Source organism: Nonomuraea bangladeshensis, assembly GCF_039529455.1.
In the GTDB taxonomy this organism is placed as follows: domain Bacteria; phylum Actinomycetota; class Actinomycetes; order Streptosporangiales; family Streptosporangiaceae; genus Nonomuraea; species Nonomuraea bangladeshensis.
Window position 1 is genome coordinate 419,606 of the sequence record NZ_BAAAMV010000005.1, and the last position, 16,981, is coordinate 436,586.

Sequence of the window (16,981 nt, forward strand, 5' to 3'; positions counted from 1 at the left end):
GTGCCGATGATTACGGATGAGGGCTTCCCAGACAGGCCATGCCTCGGCATGGCGTCGCCGGCGCGTAGCCTCGTAGCCTTCGCCGCTGCGGCGCAGGACGAAGTACAGGCCGCTCTCACAGCACCACTCGTACTCCCCGCAGCACGAGGTCTGCTGCACCCGCAGCGTGCCGCCGCGCTGCACGTACGGCTCCCACTCCTCCACGGAGGTTCACTCACCTGGGGCGATCACGGCCTGCTTAGCGCGCCGCAAGCGCAGCATGGTAGGGCCGTAGACGTAGGAAGGCTGCCGGGCCAGGCGGTCCAGCCGTACCACGCGGACCACGCCCGTGGCCCCGGGAGCCAGCGAAGCAAGCGACTGCCTCAACATGGCGACTGCCCGTTCATGCTCACCCGTGACACCGCACGCGCCCCGGCCGAACGCGTCGCTGGCCGCCCACTCGTAGAAACCGTCGCTGTCGCCGAACATGCATACATCCCAGCTACAGGCGGTAACAGCTCAACAGAGGACACCGAGCGGCGACTTGGGATGTCCGCCCCGTGTCCGTTCCTCTCCCCTCGGAGGTGTGCCGGATGAACGAGCCCGCCCCGCTCTGGGCCGCCCGCCTGCTCGCAGCCCGCAAAACGCGCGGCTGGTCACAGCGCGATCTGGCCCGCGAACTCGCCCGCCTGTCAGACAAGCCTCTGCCGGAGGTGGACAGCCTCATCCGGCGCATCCGGGGCCACGAGACCGGCGAGCACAGGCCGGACGCCTTCTACACCCGGCTCTACTGCGCCGCCTTCGATCTGGCCGAGGAACAGCTCTTCGGCACGACCACCACCCCAGTTCCCGCGCTCGCCCTGCCTTCCCTGGCTCCGGACCCAGATCTGTACGAGCGCATCACCCGCGCCATCGAGCAGCCGCGCCGCGTCGACCTGGCCACCGTGCAATGGCTGGAACACTGCCTGGCCGAGCATCGCCGCATTGAGGACACCATCGGCAGCCGCCCTCTGCTGCCCCTCGTCCACGCTCAACTGTCCACCGTCGCCGACCTGGCCCGAGGCGCCCGAGGCCAGCTCGCCGACCGAGCCATCGCCGTGCTGGCCCAGTACGCCCAGTTCATCGCCTGGATGTGCCACGATTCCCGCCAGCACGCCAGCGCCCTGGCCTGGTACGACCGCTCCCACGCCTGGGCCATCGAGGCCGGCGACTCCCGCCTAGCCGCCACCACCCTCAACATGCGCGCCCACCAGGCATGGAGCCTCGGCGATCCGCACCGCTGCGTGCGCCTGGCCGAAGCCGCCCGTTGGCACGACGGCCGCACCACATCCGGCGTTCAAGGCATGGCCGCCCAGATGGCCGGACGCGGCCACGCCCAGATGGGCGAGGCCAACGCCGCACGCACCATGCTCGGAAAGGCCGAAGACCTCATCCGGCGCGCGGCCGAGCACGCCGAAGACGAGCCCCCGTGGATGTATTTCTACGATGAGGGGTGGTTTCTCATGCAACGCGGCATGGCCGAGCTGGAGCTTGGCGACGGCCGCCGCGCCGCCGACTATCTCGAACGAGGCCTGTCCACCCTGCCCGGCCACTACCGTCGCGACCGAGCCTGGTACGAAGCCTGCCTCGCCCGTGCCCAGGCCATCCAAGGCGACGCTGAAGCCGCAGTGGCCACAGCTCTAAAGGTCATCCCAGACGCCACGACGCTCAACGCCTACGCCGTGGCCGAACTCCAATGCACCGCCTACGAGCTGGCCTCGGCCGGTGCTCTCGGCGCGGAGGCGATCCAAGACTCCTTGCGAGAGCCGAAGCCTTAGCCAGTGTCCCTGCTGTCCCTGCCGTCCCTCATCCGCTTCCGACATGCGGATGGGCGCGCCACGGGAGAGGACACTTCAGGGACAGTGACATCTACCGCTGTCTCTGAGTAACGGAACGACCGAATACCCTAGGGCTGAAACAGCAAGAACTCGCCAGGTCCCCCAGTGTTTCAGCTACATCCTGTGTCTCAGGAGATGTAGCGTCTTCTCTCGCGATCAGCCATGCATGACCAAAGCCGGAAGAAGCGCTCACTTCTGCCAAAGCTCTCTGTGTCAGCCCTCATTGCTATTTGGGATCTCTTGTTCGGTTAGAGCGAGAACCTGCTTCGCCTGACGTAGAAGCTGATCATATGTGATTATTTGAATACCATGAAGACGAGCGTTAAGGCCGTGGAGGCCCCACAACTCTTCGTTGCCCCAAGATTCTGAACGACCCATCACGATAGTCGCCCTAGGGTGATACGCCACGATCTCTGGGTGATCCCTCAGCAATGTACGCGTCGAACTCTCATGAAGGACATCCAGGTAGCGGTGACATTGACCGATGGCCTTAGAGGCTTCCGAGGACCAATACCACGACCGATGACTCTTGTCCCATAGGAGAGGATTATGATTGGCCCTTTTGAGCTCAAAGACATCACGCAAACCATTGACGGTACACTCCATCAGGATATCGACTATATCTCCCGGCCCAAGTTCGCGGACGTCGTCGCGCATGACATAGACATTCCCGAAAGCCCAGCTGTTAGCTTCACACCAGTCTTGATATACGTCCTCGTCACACACCTCAGACTGCAGGTTCTGTTCGAGCTCAACGACCGCGGCCTGCAGCTCCATAATCCGGGCGGAGGCTTGCATCCCACGAAGTATGGAGAGTCCATCCGGTGAATCGATAAGCATCTGCAGAACGGCTCGATCTTGCACCAGCTCGGCAAATGCCTGATGCACTGAGAATGAATTTTGATTTTGCGATAGAAGACTTTCACGGTCAACCCGCAGAACCAGAAACTCGCCGTCGTCGCCCTGTTCCGCAACCTTGAGACCTTGCTGAAGCGCCTCGTAAAGGTGTACGACCTCACTGTGATTGAGTGTAAATTCCGCAGGAAAGCCGACTCTCATTCCGGCTTTTTTGGTCTTCCAGTACCTAAGCTTAACGGATACTTCTTCACCCTGACTCCGGGGAATGAAAAGCAGCATAAGCTCAAAATGCGTGTCCCGACCGTCCCTTATCACGATCGGACTGGAAAAGGAAGTCGGCGACGTCTGAGCTTTACGCCGACTGATTGGCCTTCCGATCTCTGCCATACCGCTCTCCCTACCCTCCAGCGACCCGTACGCGCCGGCCCGTTAATAGTCATACATCGAGCAGCAGCATTCGTTACATGCTCGCAGCGATGTCGAACACAAGTACCACAAGAGGGGGCGAAACTAGTGTCTTCTGAGCCCTCCTGTGACGGCACCTGGCGAGATGGGTGATACTGACATCCCTCCTGCGACATATCCGGCAGGCAATCGATTGTGGTAGAGATAGATCGTGCACCTGAAGGAGTTTTCTGATTATTCTGAGCGTCGCACTCATCGCATATTAGAAGCCACGCTCGCGGGAAGTGGCTATTGGGTAAACAGCAAAACGAGCCTTGAAGACGTCATAGCCGTTGACAGCACCGACTCCCCCACTGCACGCAGATTCGTGCGCGATGCCCACTTCGACTTCACCATTCACACAGTTGGAAGCGACTCCGTCGTGTGGGTTGTTGAGTTTGATGGACCACATCATCGTATCGATACGGAACAGATCCGTCGTGACATAGCTAAGAACAGAATCTGCGCCCTTGTGGGACTTCCTATCCTGCGAGTTGAGGACGACCTTCTGGACGGAGTGGAGAGGGAGGCAACCCTTTCCTGGCTAGTCCGGCGCTGGCTGATGTACAAAGCCGAGATGCCAGGACTACTCAAGGACAGGAATCGCCAGATCGACGAAATGACGCCCGAAGAGTGGGAGAAAAACGAAGGCGACGCAGGATTTCTGTTTGCCCACAGGCCCGACTTGGACGTCGAATTCGTCTTCGATCTCATGAATCCGTTCCCAGCCTTGGTGAGTATTGCCAAGCGCCTACTGATAAAATATGGCGCCCTTGACCCTGAGATCATGATGCGACCTTCAGTGGGGCTCACTGAGTCGATGACGGAAAAAACTCGCTGGATCGTCAGAGGGATATCGCTGCCAGAGCTAACGAGTCATCCGCGCTCAAATTTCCACACCAGGTATGTATGCGAGATGGACTTGACCCCATCACCATCCGGAGTGATTCATGTGGAAGGAGAGCCAGAGACGGATCCCATAGCCGAATTTCGGGCCGTGCATGAGGTGCCAGTGTTCTATCCCGTACGACTAGGCCAGAAGGATCCGTTCGATAGTGAAACACCTCTGCTTAGTGGTCCTCCATATGAAAGTTCGCCGTGGGCAATAGGAAAAGATCTTGCCTACTACAAGGCGCTTTCAAAAGTGGAGAAGTGGATCGCCCGACATCGCGTATCAGGCAGACACTATTGATATTTAGGGAGGTAGTGAAGTCAGTTCCGCCCGCCCATGAGATGGCTGCCCACGCTGCATTTCGAAAGGTGCCTAGTCGCAGCAGAGCAGGAGATTCTACGTTCTCGGCTGATACTGGACGATTGGCGGTGGATGACGCAGGATCTCGTCAGCTGCTCCTTAGGGCAGGCGCGGACTGCCACGACTGTTCCATCATGAGGATTGTGATGTTGAACCACGCCGCGCCCGAAGCGACGTTATAAGCGATACAGCGTTCCTGGGGAGCGACTGAGTGACAGACTGCGTTACAATCGCAGTGGTCGATCACGAACATCGGCGGACGATCCCGCACCTTCAAAGCAGGTCGCAGAACCGGCGCGGCCCAACGGAATGGGTGTTCGAATTGCTTCGGGACGAAGAGGTCGTGGGTTCAAATCCCGCCACCCCGACACATTGCCACAGACAGAAGGCCGCTTCCGAAGATCGGAAGCGGCCTCTTTCGTCTGTCCTTCGATCAGTCGGTACGAGTGCGCGCCACCTCCGCGGCCACGGCGCGGAAGGCGGTGAACGCCTCGTCCAGGTCGATCTGGCCGCCGGGTGTCGAGATGACCGACTTGACGATGACCACACCGTGCTTAGGCGAGACGTAGATGTGCTGGCCGCCGAACCCGGCCGCCATGTAGTCCTTCTCTCCGCCGCCGCCCAGCCACCAGTGCAGGCCGTACCGTTCGTTGAAGGAGGCGGACGGCTTGGTCGAGCGCCGCACCCAGGAAGCGGGCACGACCTGCTTGCCGTGCACCTTGCCGCCCCGCAGGTAGAGCAGGCCGAAGCGGGCGAAGTCGCGGTCGGTGGCATGGAAGCAGCAGTAGCCGAGACTGTCGCCGGAGGAGTCGTTGCCGATCAGGACGGACGACTCCATCCCCGCCGGCTTCCAGATCTTCTCCTGGACGTACCGGTGGTACGGCATGCCCGTCGTCTGGCCGATGAGCCGGGCGAGCACGAAGGAGTTGACGCTGGTGTACTCGAACCGGCTGCCCGGCTTCCAGCCGCGCTGCTGCCGCGCCGCGAAAGTCTTCAGCGGCCGCCCGCGCTGCGCGAGGGCCTGCAGTTGCGGGGCTCCCTTGGTCTCCTCCCACTCGATGCCCGAGGACATGCGCAGCAGGTTCCTGATGCTCACGCCGTCGAAACCGGAGCCCTTCAACTCGGGCAGATACCGGGTCACCGGGTCGTCGATCGAGCGGATGTGCCCCTCGCTCAGGGCTATGCCGATCGCCGCCGAGGTGAAGGACTTCGCCATCGACCAGGACTGGAAGCGCATGTCACGGTTGGCGCCGACGTAGCGTTCGAGGACGATTTCCTGGCCGTCCAGGACGACGAAGCCGTTGGTCCTGGTTGCCTTGAGGAAGTCGTCGAGCGTATGTTCCTCTCCCTTGTGGGTGTAGGTCACCGCGAGCTTTCTCGGCGCGCTGCGCAACACGACCGGGTTGCCGGACGGGTGCACCAGGTCGGTGCCGATCAGCGCGGACGCCGTCTCCGCGCTGACCGGGGCGGCTGAGGCCGGTTCAAGGGCGCTCACGGGGAGCACGGCGGTGACCGCCGCCAGGGCGGCGACCGCCAGCCTCCCTGTGCGTCTCGGCCGGCGGCGGACGGTGCTGGGGTGGGACACGTTCCCTCCTGTGAACGGTCGCGGGCCGCATGCCCGCGTGTCGCCACGGAAGGGTGCCGGGTCTTCTTGGCATATTTCTGGGAACGGCGCTGGGCGGCTCCGTTCAACTCCGGGACACCGCCAGCCAGGCGCCGAGATGCGCCCTCCTCCCAGGCTCTTGCTCGCCGCCCGCCGCCGGCAGGCGTACCACGAAGCGGGTGCCGGGTCCTTCCTCGGGATCCGCCACCTCGACCTCGCCTCCGTGCAGCCTCGCCTGCTGGCGTACCAGCGTGAGCCCGAGTCCGGAGCCCGGGCTGGTCGCCCCGCGGTGGAACCGGTCGAAGATCTTCTCCCGTTCGGCGGGTGCGATCCCTCTCCCGTGATCCCGTACGGACAGCACCACGATCGAGGCGTCGACCGTCAGCGTGATCTCGACGTGGCCCGCTTCGTCCGCCCCGTGGATGGCCGCGTTGTCGAGCAGGTTGTCCACGATCACGCGCAGTCCTTCCTCCCAGCCCCGCACCCGTGCCGGGCCGGAGTCCGCCAGGATGATCGTCGCTCGCGGATGGCGCCGGCGCGCGTCGCCGACCGCGTCCGCCACGATGTCGGCCAGATCGAGGTCGGTGAACGTCTCGGTGTCCACGAGCTCGCCACGGGCGAGCCCGCGCAGCAGAGTGATCAGCCGTTGCAGGCGCAGGTGCTCCCCCTCCAGGTCGGCGATGACCTCGGCCCGGTCGTCCGGCTCCAGGCCAGGATGACGCAGCAGGCCGAGGTTGGTTCCCATGCTGGTCAGCGGGGTGCGCAGCTCGTGCGCCACGGTCGCGGCGAAGGCGCGGGCGATCTCCAGCGCCTCCCCGGTACGGCTGACGGCCTCCTCGCGCCGGGCCAGCGACTCGTTGAGCAGGGCGGCCAGTTCGTCGATCTCGGTGACCCGGGAGGCGGTGTCCAGCCGCACCGTTCCCGGTGCCGACCGGCCGAGCTCGCGGGCCTGCCGCCGCAGCACCACCAGGGGATGCACCGCGAACCGCCCGAGCACGAGCCCGGCCCCCACCCCGGCCGGCGCCGCGATCAGCGTCACGGCGGCCAGACGGCGCCGGAGCAGCGCGATCTGCCGCTCAAGGAGCTGTTCCGGTTCGAAGACGTAGACGCGGGCGAGGTTCCCGGCAGGGCCGAGATCTGCGGCGACGTACCGCCACCGGCGCTCCCCCTCCGTGTAGCCGCCGGGGCCGTCGGCCGTGGGGACGGGCCGGCCGCGCGGCGTGTCCCCGATGACGAGTGCCTCGGCGCCGGACACGTCCACCACCACTCCACCCGGATCGTCGGCGCCCAGCGCGGCGCCGGTCAGTCGCTGGGCGAGAAAGTCCGGGCGCGTCCACGGTTTGAGCCGATAGGTCAAGGCGTACGTCGTGGCCATCGGGGTCAGCGCGCTGAGCCGCGCCTCCAGTCTCCGGTCGCGTTCGGCACGCAGATCGGCGCTCACCAGGCCCAGCACCAGCACCCCCGCGAGCAGCACCAGCAGCGGCACGATCGCCGCCAGCAACACCACGAACCGGGTGGACAGCCTCACGCGGGGTCGTCCCGCAGCACGAAGCCGACCCCGCGTACGGTGTGCACCATCCGCGGTTCGCCCGCCGCCTCCAGCTTGCGCCGCAGGTACCCGACGAAGGTGTCCACGGCGTTGCCGGTCACCTCGAAGTCGTAGCCCCAGACCCGCTCCAGCAGCACCTGCCGGGTCAGGACGATGCCGGCGTTGAGCGCGAGCACCTCCAGCAGCTCGAACTCGCGCCGGGTCAGCTCGACCCGCCGGCCGTTCATGGTCACGCGGCGGGTGGCGGGATCGACGGACAACGGCCCTACCCGGACCGTCTCGTCGCCGGCCGCCACGCGGGCCGTACGCCGCAGCAGGGCCCGTAACCGCAGCACCAGTTCCCTGAGGTCATAGGGCTTGACCACGTAGTCGTCGGCGCCCGCCGCCAGGCCGGCCACGCGGTCGGCGACCTCGTCCAGCGCGGACAGCATGAGCACCGGCACCTCCGCCCGCCGCTGCCGTAACCGCGCGCACACCTCGATGCCCGACATGCCGGGCATCGACACATCCAGCACGATCGCGTCCGGCGGCTCGCTCTCCGCGATCTCCAGCGCCGCCGGCCCGGACCCGGCCGTCCGGACCTCGAAACCTTCCAGCCGAAGCCCCCGCCGCAGCGAGCGCAGGATCGCGGGATCGTCGTCAACCGCGAGAATGCGATACTCCCCCATCGACGTCTCCCCGTGAGGCCGCCGCCCCGTAGCCCCCACCGAGGTGCCCAGGCAGCAGCGGGCACGGCTCGATCGTAACTCCGTACACCGGTGTCGCGTTCGTCCTACTGGTCCGCTTCCCGTAGCGCGTCGAGCTCTGGCGCTCAGGCGTCCTCGCGCTGAGGGTTCTCCAGCCGGAAGAAGTTGCTCGGGCTGCCGTCACTCCTGCGCTCCTGGTAGATGAAGTTCAGGCCACGCTCGTCGAACGTGGCGAACCACTCATCCCAGCTCACGTGCCGGAGCTTGTCGCCGCCGTATCCCGGGAAGTCGAGGCGCAGCACGCCCAGGTGGTCACCGTGCTCAGTGCCCTCGACGGTGGCTGGTTGCGCCTCTCGCTCCTCGGCCCACTGCCGGATCACCTCATGACTCGTGGTCACCAGGCTGCGGCCGGCACGTTCCGGCTCCTCCTCCGGCGAGTGGATCTCCTGGGCGTACTTCAGGCTCTTGGAGCTGTCCGGCCCGCGGCGCGCTCCCCCGTCACCTGCTGGATCCTTACGTTCAGCCATCCCCGTCTCACCTCCACTCCCCCCATACCCGGACTTATCGGACAAAACGACATAAACCATGACGGTCTCCGGCTTGGTACCGTGCCTGGGTCGCACCGTTTGGAGAGGATGGCACAGCGAGGATGCAGGCTTCAGAGGTCCGCCGCGCGGTGGCGGCGGCCATGGCGATCGCCTCGTCGCTCGGGCTGGCGGCCGACGACGCGGTCGTTCTTCATGACTCGAACAAGCTCACCCTGCGGCTGCTGCCGTGTGACGTCGTGGCCCGGGTGGCGCCCGTGGCGCAGCAGGTCGCGCGGTTCGAGGTGGAGCTTGCTCAGAGGCTGGCGGAGTCCGGTTGTCCTGTGGCTGCTCTCGACCCCCGTGTGGAGCCGCGCGTTCATGAGCGGGACGGGTTCGTGGTCACGCTGTGGACCTACTACGCGCCCGCGTCGTCTCGGGAGGTCTCGCCGGCCGAGTACGCCAAGGCGCTCGAACGGCTGCACGCGGGCATGCGTGAGGTCGATGTCCCGGTGCCGCACTTCATGGATCGTGTTGAGCAGGCTCAGCGGCTCGTGGCGAGCCGTGATCTCACGCCGGAGCTCGCCGACGCGGATCGGGAGCTGCTCGGGGACACGTTGCGGAGTCTGAGGCGGGTGATCGGCGAGCGGGGCGGCGGCGAGCAGTTGCTGCACGGCGAGCCGCGCCCGGGCAACGTGCTCAGCACCGAGAACGGGTTGCTGTTCATCGATCTGGAGACGTGTTGCCGTGGGCCGGTCGAGTTCGATCTCGCTCATGCGCCCGAAGACGTCGGCCATCATTATGCGGGGGTCAGTCCGGACCTGCTGCGTGAGTGCCGGACCCTTGTGCTCGCGATCATCGCGACCTGGCGGTGGGAGCCAGGCGATCAGCTTCCGGACGGGCGGCGGCTGGGCGCGGAGTGGATCGACCGGATTCGGGCGCTCGGGTTCACCGCCGGCTGATCCAGGCGTGCAGGGGGACGTGGTCGGACCACGTGCTGCGGGCGTGGTCGAGGAAGCAGCGGCGGACGCGGCCGTCGGCGGCGAACAGGTAGTCGATCTTGCGTTTGCGGGTGATGTACGTCCAGCGGTTGCGGGGGTCGCATTCGTCGCGGCCCCGGTAGGCGGTGGCGGCGGCGCGTGGCATCAGGTTGAGGTCGCCGCCGACGACGTCCGCGCCGAGTTTCAGCAGTTCGCGGAGCTGGGCGTGCCGGTAGGGTGCGCCCTTCTGGCGGTCGTCGTTCGCCATGCCGGAGGAGAGGTGTGTGGTGCAGAACGTGCGGTCGGCCGTGCAGACCGCGAAGCGGCGCGGGCCCCACGGGGGTGAGGTGAGCGGGTGTATCTCGAAGCGGGTGTCGTCGCCGGTCACGGCCAGGGTGGCGCTCTGGGTTCCGCGTGGTCTGCCGGTTCGGTCGGGGTGGCACTGGTACGGGGAGCCGTCCGGGTGGGTGAGCGGGGCCGACTTGACGGTCCACGCCCGGCCGGTGCGGGCTTCCAGCTCGCGTTCGAGCTCGGCGTCAGCCCCGGTGCAGAACTCCTGGAGGAAGATCGCGTCGGTCTCGGGACAGCAGGGCGGTGATGAGGATATGTCCGATCATCGTGGCAAATTTCAGCACATGTGACGCGGGTGCGCTTCAGGTCAGTTTTCAAGAAGCCTGACGCCCAGCCTCCTCCCTAGCATGGGAACCGCCCAGCAAGCAGCACCACAGGAGGAACCGGTATGAGCGCCGCGAAGAACACCAAAGCCACCACCTTCGAGGGATTCTCGGAGGAGGAGCGTGCCGCGATGAAGGAGCACGCCCAGGAGCTGAAGAAGACGGCGCGGCGTGGCTCCAAGCAGGTCGACCTGGAGCCGGACGTACTCGCGAAGATCGCCGAGATGGAGGGGCCTGACCGGGAGATGGCCGAGCGCATCCACGCCATCATCAAGGCCAGCGCGCCCGAGCTCGCGCCGAAGCTCTGGTACGGCATGCCGGCGTGCGCCAAGAACGGCAAGGTCCTCTGCTTCTTCCAGCCCGCCACGAAGTTCAAGACCCGCTACGCGACGCTCGGCTTCAACGACGTCGCGAACATCGACGAGGGCACCATGTGGCCGTCCGCCTACGCCCTCACCGACCTGGGCCCCGACGAGGAGGCGCGGATCGCCGCCCTCATGAAGAAGGCCGTGTCCGAGGGGGAGTGACCCGTTTTGTCCGCTGAGCTGTTGCGCGAGATCGATCGGCTGGTCGCCTATGACGAGCGGCAGCGGATGGTCCCGCGCGACCGTGAGCGGCTGGCGGCCGTCGTCGAGTCGGTACGGGCGCAGGCCCCCGCCGACTACGCGACGCTGCGGGCGTTCGGGATCGGGCTGCTGGTCCTCGGCGAGCACGGCGAGGCGATCCGGCACCTCCACCGGGCGCTCGACCTGGCGGACAGCGGCGGCAGGAGGATCGCCGCGTCCATCAACCTGGCGGACGCCCATCGCTATTCGGGCGACGCGGCGACCGCGGAGAGCCTGTGCCGGGAGGCGCTCGCCGTCGCGCGGCGGGAGGCGCCCGAGCTGACGGGCTTCGCACTGCAGCATCTCGGGAAGACGCTCGCCGAGCTGGGACGCGTGCGGGAGGCACGGCGAACCCTGGAGGAGGCGCTGGCGCTGCGGGAGAGGGAGGGCGATCCCGAGCTGATCGCGCGCAGCCGGGCGGCCCTGCGGCTCCTCGAGTGAAAGTTTCAGCGAGGCCGCGCAGGTGGGCGGGTTTTCCCGGGCCGGCGCGTTGATGCGGGGCATGAGGGCTGCCTACGGTATTGACGGCGGTTTGCCCCCATCCGGTCAAGGAGTCCGTCATGCGGCGCGGTCGCGTCATCCCGGCTCTGGTCCTGGCCCTGCTCGCGTTCCTGGTCACCGTGCCCGAGGCGCGGGCGCAGGCGGCAGGCGGGTTCGACTTCAACCGGGCGGAGGTCGCGGCCACAGGGCTGCAGGTGCCGTGGGCGATCGCGTTCCTGCCGGACGGCAGCGCGCTCGTGTCGGAGCGGGGCACCGGCCGGATCATGCAGGTACGCCCCGGGCAGCCGGCCACGGCGGTCGCCACGATCAGCGGGGTGAGCGCGTCGGGCGAGAGCGGCCTGCTGGGGATCGCCGTCTCGCCGACGTACGCGCAGGACGGCTGGGTGTACGCCTACTTCACCAGCACGGCCGGGGACAACCGGCTGGTCAGGCTGCGGCTCACCGCGCCCCAGACGCAGCCGGTGCTGCTGTCCGGCGTGCCGAGCGCGACGATCCATGACGGCGGGCGGCTGGCGTTCGGGCCGGACGGCATGCTGTACGTCTCCACCGGCGACGCCAACACCACCGCGAACGCGCAGAACCTCAACAGCCTGGCGGGCAAGATCCTGCGCCTGACGCCCGACGGCGGCGTGCCGGCGGGCAACCCGTTCCCCGGCTCGCTCGTCTACAGCTACGGCCACCGCAACGTGCAGGGCCTCGCGTGGGACGCGCAGGGCCGCATGTACGCCGCCGAGTTCGGCCAGAACACCTGGGACGAGATCAACCAGATCGTGGCGGGCGGCAACTACGGCTGGCCGACCTGCGAGGGCGTCTGCTCCGGCTCCTCCTTCCGCAACCCGATCGTCACCTGGGCGACGGCGGAGGCGTCGCCGAGCGGCCTGGCGTACGCGAACGGCACGCTCTTCGCGGCGGCGCTGCGCGGGCAGCGGGTGTGGACCGTGCCGCTCACCCCGAACGGCACGGCGGGCACGCCGACAGCCGAGCTGCAGGGCGCGTACGGGCGGCTGCGGGCCGCCGCCGTGGGCCCGGACGGCTGGCTGTGGCTCTCGACCAGCAACCGGGACGGCCGTGGCACTCCGGTCGCCGCCGACGACCGCATCATCCGGGTCCCGCCGACCGGCGTCGGCCAGCCGGAGACCTGCACCGTGACCGCCACCACCCAGACCCAGTGGAGCAACGGGTACGTGATCCAGCCCGTGACGGTCACCAACACGAGCACCGCCACGCTCAACGGCTGGTCGGTCACGTTCACGCTGCCGGCCGGCCACACCATCACCAGCTCGTGGAACGCCGTCCTGACGGTGAACGGCCAGACCGTGACGGCGCGGAACGCCGCGCACAACGGCACGCTGGCCCCGGGGCAGAGCACGACGTTCGGGTTCCAGGCGATCCGGTCCGGCGGCGCGCAGTTCCCGTCCGGCTACCGCTGCGCCTGACGGCTGCGGATTGCCAGGAGCTCACTTTTTGCCCCACTCTGTGCGGGTGACACATGGACCGTTCCCGGAGGAATCGCCCGCGCTCACGCTCCGGGTGCTCGGTCCGCTCCAGGCCGAGGCGCACGGGCGGGACGTGGACCTCGGGCCCGCCAGGCAGCGGGCGGTGCTCGCGCGGCTGGCCGTGGCCGGCGGGCAGGTCGTGTCCACCGACCGGTTCATCGACGACCTGTGGCGAGGGCAGCCGCCGCCGAAGGCGCTGGCCGCGCTCCAGGTGTACGTCTCCAACCTGCGCCGCGTCCTGGAGCCCGACCGGCCGCCGCGCGCGCCGGCCCGGGTCGTCGTGAGCGCCCCGCCCGGCTACCGGCTGCGGCTGCCGGACGACGCCGTGGACGCCTGGCGGCTGCCCCGGATGGTCGAGGAGGCGGGGGCGGCGCTGCGTCAGGGGGCGGGGGCGGTCGCGTACGAGCTGCTGGACCGGGCGCTCGGGCTGTGGACGGGGGCGGCGTACGAGGAGTTCGCCGACGAGGAGTGGGCCGTTCCGGAGGTCGAGCGGCTGGCCGAGCTGCGGCTGCTCGCCGTGGAGCACCGGGCGGAGGCCGCGCTGCTGCTGGGCAGGCACGCGGCGGTCGTGGCGGAGCTGCGCGGGCACGTGGAGCGGCACCCGCTGCGGGAGAGCGGCGTACGGCTGCTGGCGCTGGCCTGCTACCGGGCGGGCGGGCAGGCGGAGGCGCTGACCGTGCTGCGGCGGGCCAGGGAGCGGCTGGCGGACGAGCTGGGCGTGGACCCCGGCCCGGAGCTGCGGGCCCTGGAACAGGACATCCTCCGGCACGCCGCCACGCTGAACGCCCCGGAGATGCCCAGGCCCACCACCGCCCAGCCCCAGCCGACCGCCCGACCAAGCCACCCCGGCCGCCCTGCCCAGCCAAGCCACCCCGCCCAGCCCGCCAGCCACCTGGAGCACACGGCGGCCCCCGTGCTCGTCGGCCGCGCCCGCGAGCTCGCGATCCTGCACGAGGAGGCCGCCCAGCCCACCCACCGCACCGTCTGGCTGGGCGGCGAGCCGGGCGCGGGCAAGAGCACGCTGGCCGAGGCGTTCGCCGCCGAGCTGGCCGGGCGCGGCTGGCGGGTGGCGTTCGGCCGCTGCCCGGAGACCGACGGCGGGGCCCCGCCCGCGTGGGCGTGGAGCGAGATCGTCCGCACGCTCGCCGCAGAGCACCCGCCGGAGGACCCGGCCGGCCTGGCCCCGCTGCTGCACGACGGCGTCCCCATCCCCAACCAGTTCCTGCTCGCCAGGGCGGTCGCCGGCTACCTCGCCTCCTGCGCGCCCCTGCTGGTGGTGCTGGAGGACGTCCACCGCGCCGACGGCGAGACCCTGCACCTGCTGCGCCACCTGCCGCAGACCGCCCGGCTGCTGGTGGTGGCCACCTTCCGCCCCGCCGAGACCACCGAGGACCTGGGCACGACGCTGGCCGCGCTCGCGGCCGGCAGCCGGCACGTGGAGCTGTCAGGGCTGGGCGAGGACGCGGTCGCCGAGCTGCTGGAACGCCACACCGAGCGGGCCCCCGACGCGGCGACCGTGCGCGCGGTGTGCGAGCGCACGCTGGGCAATCCGCTGTTCGTGTGCGAGATCGCCCGGCTGCTGGCCTCCGAGGGTCCGGGGGCCACGCGGGCGCTGCCGCCGGGCGTCCGCGACCTGATCAGGCGCAGGATCGCCCGCCTGCCCGCCACGGCGCAGACCGTGCTGCGCAACGCCGCCGTCGTCGGCCGCGACGCGGACGTGGACGTGCTGGTCGCCCTGCAGGACGGCGACGAGGACACAGTGCTCGACGGCCTGGAGGCCGGCGTCATGACCGGCCTGCTGTCCGAGCCGGGCCCGGGACGGGTGCGGTTCACGCACGTCCTGGTGCGGGAGGTGCTGTACGAGGACACGGCCCGGATCCGGCGCACCCGCCTGCACGGCCGCGTGGTGGCGGCCCTGGAGCGGCTGCGACCGGGCGAGGTGGCGGCGCTGGCACACCACGCGCTGGAGGCCGGGACGCCGGGCGCGGTCGGCCACGCGAGGGCGGCGGCGGCGCAGGCGTCGGGGTTGCACGCGCACCGGGAGGCGGCGGCGCTGTACCGGGCGGCGCTGCCGTACGCGGGCGACGACGGCACCCGGCTGGAGCTGCTGTGCGGCCTGGTGTCGGCGCTCGGCCACGCGGGCGACGTGGCCGGGGCGGTCGAGGCGCGGGCCGAGGCGGTCCTGCTGTCGCCGGGGGTGCGGGCGCTGACCTCGTACGACGCCCCGGTGATCTGGACCATCCAGCCCGACACCCGCTACGACGCGGAGTTCGTCGCGGCCGTGGAGCGGGAGCTGGCCGCCGGGCACGGGCCGGAGGCGCGCTGCCGGCTGCTCGCCGCGCTGGTCTTCGCCGTGGAGGGCCACGACGACGAGCGGGTGGAGGCCGCCGGGGCCGAGGCGGTGGCGCTGGCCCGCGAGCTGGGCCGCCCCGACCTGCTGTGCCTGGCGCTCAACGCCCGCTACTTCTCGTTGCTCTCCCCCGAGCGGCGCGAGGAGCTGGCCGCGCTGGGCGAGGAGCTGCTGGAGCTGGGCCGGGCGCACCGGCTGGTCGGCTACCTGACGCTGGCCCACTTCGCGCTGCTCATGATCGCGCTCGGCCGGGGCGACCTGGAGGCGGCGGGCCGGCACGCCGACGCCGGCCTGGAGTCCTCCACGAGCGGCCAGCTCGGCCTGTCGCTGGTCGTCCTGTCGCTGTTCGGGGCGCTGCGCAAGCTCGTCGAGGGCGACTTCGACGCGGCCGAGGAGGCGTACACCGCGATCACCGGGCAGATGGCCGAGCGCGGCGTGGTGAACGCCGCGGCCATGGGCATGCTCAGCAGGTTCACGGTGCGCCTGGCGCGCGGCGACGTACGGGACTCGCTCCCCGAGCTGTCCGCCCTGCACGCGCGCCTGCCGAACCCCGAGACCCGCGAGCTGTACGCCCGCGCCCTGACCACGGTCGGCGAGCCGGACGCGGCCCGCCGGGTCTGGCGGCCCGGCGAGCGGCACTCGCGCGACTACTACTGGCTGCTGTGGGAGACGATGCACGCGCAGACCGCGGTGGCGCTCGGCGACCGGGAGACGGCCGCGCGCTGCTACGACACCCTGCTGCCCTGGGAGGACCGGGTGGCCGGGCTGAGCAGCGGCTCGGTCACGCTCGGTCCGGTCGCGCAGGTGCTGGGCGACCTGGCCCGGCTGCTGGAGCTGCCCGTGGCGGGCGCGCACTACGCGCGGGCGGCGCAGGTCGCCGAGCGGATCGGCTCGCCGCACTGGGCGGCGGCCGCCCGCGAAAGCCTCGAAGACGTCACAGGCTCCCGAAGATGAGCCGCTGGCGGCGGCGGTGCCCGCGGCTGAACACCGCGATCAGCGCGGCGAGCACCGGCCCCGCAGCCTTGCGCAGCTCGGCCAGCTCCTCGGGCCGCGCGTACTCCGCGATGCGCGGCAGGTCGAAGGCCGTGTCGCCGCCCTTGCGCACCTCGGTCTCGACCTTGTGCCAGTCGGACTCGGAGACGTACTTCTCGATGATCGGGAACAGCAGCCGCTCCTCCTCCTCGATGTGCTCGTCGAGCAGGTCGGCGAGGACGCCGAGGGTCTTGGCCAGGCGCCTGGCGGCGGCCGGGTCCTTGCCGAGCCCCCGGGCCGCCTGGGTGATCTCGTCCAGCAGCGGGTCGAGCTGGGTGTGGTCGTCGGTGAGGTCGGTCAGGTCCACCTCGGCCCCGGCCGAGCGGACGATCACCGGCCAGAGCACGTCGTCCTCGGCCTTGTGGTGGTGGTGGATGCCGGCGCACAGCTTCGTGGCGAACGTGGCGATGGCCTTGTACCGGGCGGCGTCGGCCCGCTCGTCGCCGGCGGCGATGCCGTCCATCGTGCGGGCCAGGCGGCGCGTGTCGCCGCGCATGGCCCGGTGGGTGATGCGGAAGCCGATCGTGTTGGGCGCCATGGGGTCGCTCCTCTGCTAGGGGATGCCACCAGG

Annotated in this window: 15 protein-coding genes; 7 read left to right on the forward strand and 8 right to left on the reverse strand. The window is 69.1% G+C overall.

Features of this window, described 5'->3' with window-relative positions; genetic code table 11:
* Positions 1-210 precede the first annotated feature (210 nt).
* A complete protein-coding gene (locus ABD292_RS17890) occupies positions 211-468 on the reverse strand; it encodes a hypothetical protein (RefSeq protein WP_344208470.1) in 258 nt (85 codons plus the stop codon).
* Between the two features lie 104 nt (positions 469-572).
* On the opposite strand from ABD292_RS17890, the gene ABD292_RS17895 reads away from it, so the two are divergent.
* Positions 573-1,796: an NsdA family TPR-like regulatory protein gene (locus ABD292_RS17895; protein ID WP_344208472.1), complete on the forward strand. Its 1,224-nt coding sequence runs from the start codon at positions 573-575 to the stop codon at positions 1,794-1,796.
* A 273-nt stretch (positions 1,797-2,069) separates the two neighbouring features.
* Here the strand turns inward: ABD292_RS17895 and ABD292_RS17900 are convergent, their stop codons facing one another.
* Positions 2,070-3,101 (reverse strand): Shedu anti-phage system protein SduA domain-containing protein, encoded by a 1,032-nt coding sequence (locus ABD292_RS17900; protein WP_344208474.1) that lies wholly within the window; start codon positions 3,099-3,101, stop codon positions 2,070-2,072.
* A gap of 229 nt (positions 3,102-3,330) precedes the next feature.
* Here ABD292_RS17900 and ABD292_RS17905 point away from each other — a divergent pair, with 229 nt between their 5' ends.
* Positions 3,331-4,350 carry a DUF2726 domain-containing protein gene (locus ABD292_RS17905; protein ID WP_344208476.1) on the forward strand — a complete coding sequence of 340 codons (1,020 nt, stop codon included), beginning with the start codon at positions 3,331-3,333 and terminating at the stop codon, positions 4,348-4,350.
* A gap of 493 nt (positions 4,351-4,843) precedes the next feature.
* On the opposite strand, the gene ABD292_RS17910 is transcribed toward ABD292_RS17905, so the two are convergent.
* The 4 genes from ABD292_RS17910 to ABD292_RS17925 form a co-directional block, all read right to left on the reverse strand.
* Complete coding sequence (locus ABD292_RS17910) at positions 4,844-5,995, reverse strand: serine hydrolase domain-containing protein (protein WP_344208478.1); 1,152 nt, start codon at positions 5,993-5,995, stop codon at positions 4,844-4,846.
* Between the two features lie 103 nt (positions 5,996-6,098).
* Positions 6,099-7,541, reverse strand: a complete 1,443-nt coding sequence (locus tag ABD292_RS17915) for a sensor histidine kinase (protein WP_344208480.1) — start codon at positions 7,539-7,541, stop codon at positions 6,099-6,101.
* Positions 7,538-8,230 carry a response regulator transcription factor gene (locus tag ABD292_RS17920; protein ID WP_344208482.1) on the reverse strand — a complete coding sequence of 231 codons (693 nt, stop codon included), beginning with the start codon at positions 8,228-8,230 and terminating at the stop codon, positions 7,538-7,540. The genes ABD292_RS17915 and ABD292_RS17920 overlap by 4 nt, the downstream gene beginning before the upstream one ends.
* A 143-nt stretch (positions 8,231-8,373) precedes the next feature.
* Complete coding sequence (locus ABD292_RS17925) at positions 8,374-8,775, reverse strand: hypothetical protein (protein ID WP_344208484.1); 402 nt, start codon at positions 8,773-8,775, stop codon at positions 8,374-8,376.
* A 122-nt stretch (positions 8,776-8,897) separates the two neighbouring features.
* On the opposite strand from ABD292_RS17925, the gene ABD292_RS17930 reads away from it, so the two are divergent.
* Positions 8,898-9,734 carry a phosphotransferase enzyme family protein gene (locus tag ABD292_RS17930; RefSeq protein ID WP_344208487.1) on the forward strand — a complete coding sequence of 279 codons (837 nt, stop codon included), beginning with the start codon at positions 8,898-8,900 and terminating at the stop codon, positions 9,732-9,734.
* On the opposite strand, the gene ABD292_RS17935 is transcribed toward ABD292_RS17930, so the two are convergent.
* Positions 9,721-10,359, reverse strand: coding sequence for an endonuclease/exonuclease/phosphatase family protein (locus ABD292_RS17935; RefSeq protein ID WP_344209099.1), 639 nt, complete (start codon positions 10,357-10,359; stop codon positions 9,721-9,723). The two genes, ABD292_RS17930 and ABD292_RS17935, sit on opposite strands and share 14 nt — an antisense overlap.
* Positions 10,360-10,491: 132 nt before the next feature.
* Here ABD292_RS17935 and ABD292_RS17940 point away from each other — a divergent pair, with 132 nt between their 5' ends.
* The 4 genes from ABD292_RS17940 (at position 10,492) to ABD292_RS17955 (ending at position 16,332) form a co-directional block, all read left to right on the forward strand.
* Positions 10,492-10,953, forward strand: coding sequence for an iron chaperone (locus tag ABD292_RS17940; RefSeq protein WP_344208489.1), 462 nt, complete (start codon positions 10,492-10,494; stop codon positions 10,951-10,953).
* A 21-nt stretch (positions 10,954-10,974) separates the two neighbouring features.
* Positions 10,975-11,472 (forward strand): tetratricopeptide repeat protein, encoded by a 498-nt coding sequence (locus tag ABD292_RS17945; protein ID WP_344208491.1) that lies wholly within the window; start codon positions 10,975-10,977, stop codon positions 11,470-11,472.
* 119 nt (positions 11,473-11,591) lie between these two features.
* Positions 11,592-12,968, forward strand: a complete 1,377-nt coding sequence (locus ABD292_RS17950) for a PQQ-dependent sugar dehydrogenase (RefSeq protein ID WP_344208493.1) — start codon at positions 11,592-11,594, stop codon at positions 12,966-12,968.
* 46 nt (positions 12,969-13,014) lie between these two features.
* On the forward strand, positions 13,015-16,332 hold the full coding sequence (locus ABD292_RS17955) for an ATP-binding protein (protein WP_344208495.1): 3,318 nt from the start codon (positions 13,015-13,017) through the stop codon (positions 16,330-16,332).
* Here ABD292_RS17955 and ABD292_RS17960 read toward each other — a convergent pair.
* Positions 16,313-16,948, reverse strand: a complete 636-nt coding sequence (locus ABD292_RS17960) for a hemerythrin domain-containing protein (protein ID WP_344208497.1) — start codon at positions 16,946-16,948, stop codon at positions 16,313-16,315. The genes ABD292_RS17955 and ABD292_RS17960 overlap by 20 nt on opposite strands.
* Between the last annotated feature and the right edge of the window lie 33 nt (positions 16,949-16,981).

Bases quoted from the DNA above. Each gene is read 5' to 3' on its own strand.
- ABD292_RS17895 (WP_344208472.1), top strand. From the start codon at position 573: ATGAACGAGCCCGCCCCGCTCTGGGCCGCCCGCCTGCTCGCAGCCCGC.
- ABD292_RS17940 (WP_344208489.1), top strand. From the start codon at position 10,492: ATGAGCGCCGCGAAGAACACCAAAGCCACCACCTTCGAGGGATTCTCG.
- ABD292_RS17920 (WP_344208482.1), bottom strand. From the start codon at position 8,230: ATGGGGGAGTATCGCATTCTCGCGGTTGACGACGATCCCGCGATCCTG.
- ABD292_RS17900 (WP_344208474.1), bottom strand. From the start codon at position 3,101: ATGGCAGAGATCGGAAGGCCAATCAGTCGGCGTAAAGCTCAGACGTCG.
- ABD292_RS17930 (WP_344208487.1), top strand. From the start codon at position 8,898: ATGCAGGCTTCAGAGGTCCGCCGCGCGGTGGCGGCGGCCATGGCGATC.
- ABD292_RS17890 (WP_344208470.1), bottom strand. From the start codon at position 468: ATGTTCGGCGACAGCGACGGTTTCTACGAGTGGGCGGCCAGCGACGCG.
- ABD292_RS17925 (WP_344208484.1), bottom strand. From the start codon at position 8,775: ATGGCTGAACGTAAGGATCCAGCAGGTGACGGGGGAGCGCGCCGCGGG.
- ABD292_RS17950 (WP_344208493.1), top strand. From the start codon at position 11,592: ATGCGGCGCGGTCGCGTCATCCCGGCTCTGGTCCTGGCCCTGCTCGCG.
- ABD292_RS17960 (WP_344208497.1), bottom strand. From the start codon at position 16,948: ATGGCGCCCAACACGATCGGCTTCCGCATCACCCACCGGGCCATGCGC.